The sequence below is a fragment of the Falsirhodobacter xinxiangensis genome, assembly GCF_004959935.1.
In the GTDB taxonomy this organism is placed as follows: Bacteria; Pseudomonadota; Alphaproteobacteria; order Rhodobacterales; family Rhodobacteraceae; genus Falsirhodobacter; species Falsirhodobacter xinxiangensis.
Window position 1 is genome coordinate 1 of record NZ_SMYN01000045.1, and the last position, 6550, is coordinate 6550.

Genomic DNA, 6550 nt, shown 5'->3' on the forward strand with positions numbered 1-6550 from the left:
CCCCACCGGGTCACGTCTCGGTGGAAATCAACATGTGGTGGACGGTATCGACGCCGCACCCGAAGCGTTCATTGGGATGCTGGAGGGTCGGAACTTCGGCAAGCTGATCGTGAAGGTCGCGTAACCGCCTTAGGCAGCACATGTAGATAGCTCACACGAGAAAGCAGCGAGAGTTCGCTTTGTACCGCAAACCCGAGACTTCAACTGCGAACTTTTCGCTGCACGTCCTGCGAGTGGCCGCTTCGGAGAATGCGGCTTCGCAGCATTGGTGTCAGGGGGCCGTCGATCGTCCGCCCTCTCTGGACGTGGCAGAAGCCGGCATCGGACTAACACAATGCCCGAAGCCCTTTGGTGCTTATGGTGCATGGATTTCGGGTCCAACCGCAATCTGTTTCCGGGAAACATGCTGGGACGGCGACGCAATGCGCTTCATTCGCGGTTCTTCATGAGATATGACATCATAAAACAAAACGGGGGCACTACATGAAGCGACGGCGCGACAGCTTGTCTTCCATCGTGGCGAAGGACATCGCCGAACGGATCGACGCTGGCGAATACGCCGTGGGAGCTCGCATTCCGGTCGAGGCGAAACTGGGCGAAATCTACAACGTCAGCCGTACCGTCGTGCGCGAGGCCATCGCCCATCTGAGGTCTGAAGGTCTGGTTGAGTCGCGCCAAGGTGTTGGCGTCTTCGTTGCAGCGCGTGGCGGAATGGTGCTGAAGATCAGCCCGGATCGGTTGGGCGAATTGAACGAAATCCTGGAAATCCTGGAGCTTCGGCTTGGGGTAGAGGTGGAGGCCGCGGGCCTTGCGGCACAGCGGCGCGACGAGGCGGGGCTGCGCCGTATCCTTGACGCATTCGAACGAACGACCGATCTCGACGTGTTCTCCGCGAACCCCCGGGAGCTGGATTTCGACTTTCACATGGCCATCGCCGAAGCGAGCGGCAACAACTACATGCCGCGTTTCATGTCCTTCATCGGTCCGGTCATCATCCCGCGCAGCCAGTTGATCCATGCCTCGATCCCCAAGATCACCCGCGAATATCTGGCGAAAATGCTGGAAGAACATCGACGTATCGCTGACGCGATCGAGCGCCGGGATGTGCTGGATGCGCGCGATGCCATGCGGTTCCATCTGGTTGGCAGTCTGGACCGATACAGGAAATTGAAGGCTGCCTGAATCATACGTTGACAGTCATCATACAATTAACCTAGCAATGAGGTAACAGGGAGACCGCGGCGAAAGACCCGTAAACGGGCGTGCTGTCGGAGGATGAACGGCTTTGGCCGATGGCAGATCTGCGTCCTCTGTTCTGGGGTAAATGCCCCTTGTTTGACAGCGGAGGGTAAACATGACCGCCTTCAGGAACATCTATCTCGGGATTTTGCGGTGGATCGTGATCCTCTGCATGGCGGGAATGCTTTGCCTGATCTTTTGCAACGTGGTGCTGCGCTATGCGTTCAACAGCGGCATCTATCTGTCCGAGGGCATCTCGGGGCTGCTTTACGTCTGGATGACCTTCATCGGCGCGCTGCTGGTTCTGTATGAACGCGGGCATATCGGCGTGGACATGCTGGTGCGACGCCTGCCGATGTCGCTGCGCCGCATGGCCTTTGCCGCGACGCATCTGGTGATGCTTTACGTCACATGGCTGCTGCTGGTCGGAAGTTGGCAGCAGATGCAGATCAACCTGTCCACCATCTCGCCCGCGACGATGTTGCCCATCGGGCTGGTCTATGCCGCAGGCGTGTTCTTTGCGGCGCTGAGCGGGATGTTCCTGATCTCACAGCTGCTGCTGCTGGTCACGGGCAGGCTGACGGACCTGACCGTCGCCGTGTCCGAGGACGAAGAGGAGGCCGAGCGCCTGATGGCGGAAGGGGCGCTGAAATGACCGTCGCGCTTTTCACGGGCACGCTTCTGGCCGTCATCGCCATCGGTGCGCCCATCGCCTATGCGCTGATCATCACGGGCGCGGCGCTGATGTGGCAGATGGGGCTGTTCGACGGCCAGATCATCGCCCAGAACCTGCTGAACGCGGTCGACAGCTTTCCCATGATCGCGATCCCGCTGTTCATTCTGGCGGGCGAGGTGATGAACACCGGCGGCCTGTCGCGCCGCATCATCGCGCTGGCGCAATCGCTGGTCGGGCACAAGCGCGGTGGCCTTGGATATGTTGTGATCTTTGCCAGCGTTCTGCTGTCGTCGTTGTCGGGTTCGGCGCTGGCGGATGCGGCTTCGCTTTCGGCGCTGCTGCTGCCGATGATGGTGGCGGCGGGCCATGCCAAGGAACGCGCGGGCGGGCTGATCGCCTCGGCCTCGATCATCGGGCCGATCATTCCGCCCAGCATCGGCTTCATCGTGTTCGGCGTGGCAACCAACCTGTCGATCAGCAAGCTGTTCCTTGCCGGCATCGCGCCGGGCATCATGATCGCGGTCGCACTGGCGATCACCTGGTTTTTCGTGGCCCGCAAGGAAGACGTGATCCCCACCCCCCGCGCAAGCTGGGCCGAACGGGGCCGCGCGTTCAAGGGCAGTCTTTGGGCGCTGATGCTGCCGGTCATCATCATCGTCGGCCTGCGCTTCGGCATCGTGACGCCGACCGAGGCCGCCGCCGTCGCCGCCGCCTATGCGCTATTCGTCGCCATGTTCGTCTATCGCGAATTGTCCCTGGACGATCTGAAGGAGCTGACCTTCCGTGCGGGCAAGACCTCGGCCGGGGTGATGTTCCTTGTTGCCGCGGCCGCGATCCCGGCATGGATGATCACCATCGCCGATATCCCCGGACAGGTCATCGGCATGATCGAGCCGTTCATGGACGATCCCAAGCTGCTGATGTTCGTTCTGATGCTGCTGATCATCGTGGTCGGCACGGCGATGGACCTGACGCCGACGATCCTGCTGCTTGGCCCCATTCTTGTGCCAGTTGTCGTCGCAGCGGGGATCGACCCGATCTATTTCGGCGTCCTGTTCATGATCAACTGCGCCATCGGGCTGATCACGCCGCCCGTCGGCACGGTGCTGAACGTCGTCTGCGCCGTCGGCAAGATGGATTACGAAGCGCTGTTCAAGGGCACGCTTCCGTTCTTCTTGGCCGAAGTCGCCGTGCTGTTCCTTCTGGTGCTGTTCCCGGAACTGGTGACCGTGCCTGCCGCCTGGATCTCTCATTAAGGGGCGAAAAGACCCCGCAACCCCCAACATGGATAGACTTATGAAAACGATCTTCGGATTTCTGACCGCTGCCCTTCTGGCCACGGGCGCATATGCACAGGACTACAATTCGCGCACCATCAAATTCGCCGCCACGGGGCAAGAGGGCACGCCCCCCGTCCTTGGCATGCACATCTTCGCCGAAAAGCTGGCCGAGAAAAGCGGCGGCAAGCTGAACACCCGCGTCTTCGCCAACGGTGTGCTGGGCGGCGATGTGCAGGTGCTGTCCTCGCTGCAAGGCGGCGTGGTGGAGATGATGGTCTGGAACGCGGGCAACATGATTTCCCAAGCGCAGGATTTCGGCATTCTGGACCTGCCATTCATCTATCAGGACGTGGATGCCGTCGATGCGCTGCTGGATGGCGAGGTGGGCCAGCACCTGACCGACCAGCTTCCCGAACATGGCGTCATTGGGCTGGCGTTCTGGGAACAGGGCTTCCGCCTGCTGACCAACAACAAGCACGAGGTGACCAAGCTGGAGGACATCTCCGGCCTGAAGATCCGCGTGCAGCAGAACCCGCTGCTGGTGGACATGTGGGCAGCGCTGGGCGCGAACCCGACGCCGATGGCCGTGACCGAACTTTATACCGCGCTGGAAACCGGCGCCGTGGACGGGCAGGAAACCACCGCGCCCTTCATCCTCGGGTCCAAGTATCACGAGGTGCAGGATTTCATTTCCGTCACGCGCCACAACTACAACCCGCAGATCGTTCTGATCGGCAAGCCGTTCTGGGACAAGCTGACCGAGGATGAGCAGACCCTCATCATCGAGGTCGCCCGCGAAACCGCCATCGAACAGCGCCAGATTTCGCGCGACGCACAAACCACTGCGCTGGCCGCGATCCGCGAGGCGGGCAACACCGTGACCGAGATCGACCCCGCCGAAATGACGCGGATGCAGGACGCCGTGCGCCCCGTCATCGCCAAATACGCAACCACCTTCGACCCCGAGATGACGCAGACCGTGTTCGACGCGGTGGGCTTCAAGCTCGACTGACCCACAGGAAAATCGCCATGAAGATCTCATTCGCCCAGTTCTCGCCCATCCATGGCGACACCGCTGCCACCACGGCCCTTGTCGCCGAAAAATCGCGCGAGGCGGCGGCATCGGGGTCGCGCCTGATCGCCTGGCCGGAATGCTTCCTGACTGGCGGTTCCTTTGATGACCGCGAAAGCCTGATCGCCGCGTCCGTGGATATCGAACGTGGTGATCTGGAACCGATCCTTGCCGCCGCGCGCGAGACCGGCATCCATATCGTCGTCGGTTTCTATCAGCGGCGCGGCGGCCAGGCGCTGAACACCGCCGCCCTGATCGGGCCAAAGGGGATCATCGGGCTGCATCACAAGATGCACCTGCCTTTCATGATCGGCGACCGTTTCGTCGACATCCCCGAGATCGAGGGGCCGTCTGTCTTCGATACTGAAATCGGGCGCATCGGCGTCGCCATCTGCTACGAGATCCGCTTCCCCGAGGTCGCCCGCACCTTGGCGCTGGAGGGAGCCGACATCATCGTCCTGCCCGCCGCATGGCCCGAGGCCGCGCGCATCCTGCCCGACCTGTTCAGCCGCGTCCGGGCTGCGGAAAACTTCGTCTATTTCCTGTCGTCGAACCGCAACGACATGGATGACGGGATGCAGTTCATGGGATCGAGCCATGTCATCGGCCCCGACGGGTCCGAGATCATCAATGCGGGCATGGCGGATGGCATCTTCACCGTCGATCTGGACCTTGAAAAGGCCCGCGTGAAGTCGATCATCCGCGATCCGGGCGTCTATGAGGTCCACCCGTGGCGCGATCGCCGCCCGCAGGATTATCGCGTCTGCACATTGGCGGCCACGGTATGATGGACCTGTCGCGCCCGACCTTCGGGATGAACGTGTATTCCGGTGCGCCTGCTGCGGTGGAAATCGCGGGACATCACGGGCTGGATTTCGTGTTCATTGATGCCGAACATACCGCGCTTGGTCTGGACCTGCCTATGGAACGGATGATCCTTGCCGCGCGTCTGGCAGGTGTAGCACCACTGATTCGAGTGCCGGACAGCAGCCCCACGGGACTGCGCAAGGCGCTGGAACTGGGGGCAGCGGGCGTCATCATCCCGCAGGTCCATGATGCAGCACAGATGCGTGGCATCGTGGCGGCGACCAAATTCCCCCCGCTCGGACGGCGGGGCGGCGACAGTTCGGTCCGCTCGGCCAATTATGGCGGGCCAGGCTTCGATTGGACCGACTACGCCGCCCGCGCCAACCGCGAGACGCTGCTGATCCCGATGGCTGAATGCCACGAATTCTTTGCCGATATCGACGCGATCCTCGACGTTCCGGGCATCGACGTCGTGCATTTCGGCCCAGCCGATTACGCTTTGTCCTGCGGCATTCCGGTGGATTATTCGATGAAGCATCCGCAAGTGCGCGAGGCGATGCGAGAGTTGATCGCGAAATGCCATGCACGCGGGATCAAGGTGATGCTGCCGTGCGCGCCCCAAACACCGGAGCAGGTGGCCGATCTTCTGGCCGAAGGCGGCGACATGCTGCTGGTCGGCAACGACATGGCGTTCCTGAATGCTGGATGTCGCACCGCCGCAGAACTGGTGAAGGGTGTGCGGAAATGATCCGGCATCCTTTCGACCGTACGCCGCTCGATCCCGCCATTCTGGAAAGGATGCGGGCGATCCAGCCCGCCTCGCTGGGCCATTACCTGACCGAAGGCATCGTGTCGCCTGCCGTGCGCCCGCTGACCTCTGGCAAGCTGATCGGCCGCGCGGTTACCGTCCGCCAGCCTTTGCCCGATGCCTTGCCGGTGCATCTGGTGCTGGACGAATTGCAGGCCGGCGACGTGCTGGTGATCGACCGCGCGGGCGATCACCACATCGCCTGCGTGGGCGAAATGGTGGCCCGTGCCGCCCATGCCGCAGGTGCGGCGGGCATCGTTGTGGACGGCATCGTGACGGACATCGAGGAGTTGCGTGAGATAGGCTTGCCGATCTATGCCCGCGGCACCAACGTGGTCACTACACGATTGCTGAATGTGCCAGGCGCAGAACTGTTCGGACCCGTTATCATCGGGGATGTGATCGTCAGAACCGGCGATCTGATTTTCGGAGATGCGAATGGCTTGATGCGCTTGCCTGCCGCGTTCGATCTCGGCGAACTCTTTGGTAAGGCCGAGGAAGACGAGGCCCGCGAGGTAGAGTGGCGGTGGCGCCTGGGTTCCGGCACACGGTTGGCCGACCTAAACGGGGCGCGGCGGGCGCAGGGCTAAAATCGCTATGCGAAAAAAGATTGAGATCGTTTTCGCAACAGTGTGTCTGAGCTACTCCCCGATCCTTGGACAGATTTC

7 protein-coding genes are annotated in these 6550 nt (G+C 61.8%); all 7 read left to right on the top strand.

Going from position 1 to position 6550, the window contains the following annotated elements:
• Positions 1-483 precede the first annotated feature (483 nt).
• Positions 484-1182: a FadR/GntR family transcriptional regulator gene (locus E2K76_RS19830; protein WP_136686167.1), complete on the top strand. Its 699-nt coding sequence runs from the start codon at positions 484-486 to the stop codon at positions 1180-1182.
• A gap of 172 nt (positions 1183-1354) precedes the next feature.
• The gene (locus E2K76_RS19835) at positions 1355-1894 is read left to right on the top strand and encodes a TRAP transporter small permease (protein ID WP_136686168.1); all 540 of its coding nucleotides are present in this window, start codon (positions 1355-1357) and stop codon (positions 1892-1894) included.
• Positions 1891-3171, top strand: a complete 1281-nt coding sequence (locus E2K76_RS19840; protein ID WP_136686169.1) for a TRAP transporter large permease subunit — start codon at positions 1891-1893, stop codon at positions 3169-3171. The genes E2K76_RS19835 and E2K76_RS19840 overlap by 4 nt, the downstream gene beginning before the upstream one ends.
• Before the next feature lie 40 nt (positions 3172-3211).
• A complete protein-coding gene (locus E2K76_RS19845) occupies positions 3212-4207 on the top strand; it encodes a DctP family TRAP transporter solute-binding subunit (protein WP_136686170.1) in 996 nt (331 codons plus the stop codon).
• 17 nt (positions 4208-4224) lie between these two features.
• Positions 4225-5055 (top strand): carbon-nitrogen hydrolase family protein, encoded by an 831-nt coding sequence (locus E2K76_RS19850; protein ID WP_136686171.1) that lies wholly within the window; start codon positions 4225-4227, stop codon positions 5053-5055.
• Complete coding sequence (locus E2K76_RS19855) at positions 5052-5822, top strand: HpcH/HpaI aldolase family protein (RefSeq protein ID WP_136686172.1); 771 nt, start codon at positions 5052-5054, stop codon at positions 5820-5822. The genes E2K76_RS19850 and E2K76_RS19855 overlap by 4 nt, the downstream gene beginning before the upstream one ends.
• The gene (locus E2K76_RS19860) at positions 5819-6472 is read left to right on the top strand and encodes an RraA family protein (protein ID WP_136686173.1); all 654 of its coding nucleotides are present in this window, start codon (positions 5819-5821) and stop codon (positions 6470-6472) included. Before E2K76_RS19855 ends, E2K76_RS19860 begins: the two co-directional genes overlap by 4 nt.
• Positions 6473-6550: the final 78 nt, after the last annotated feature.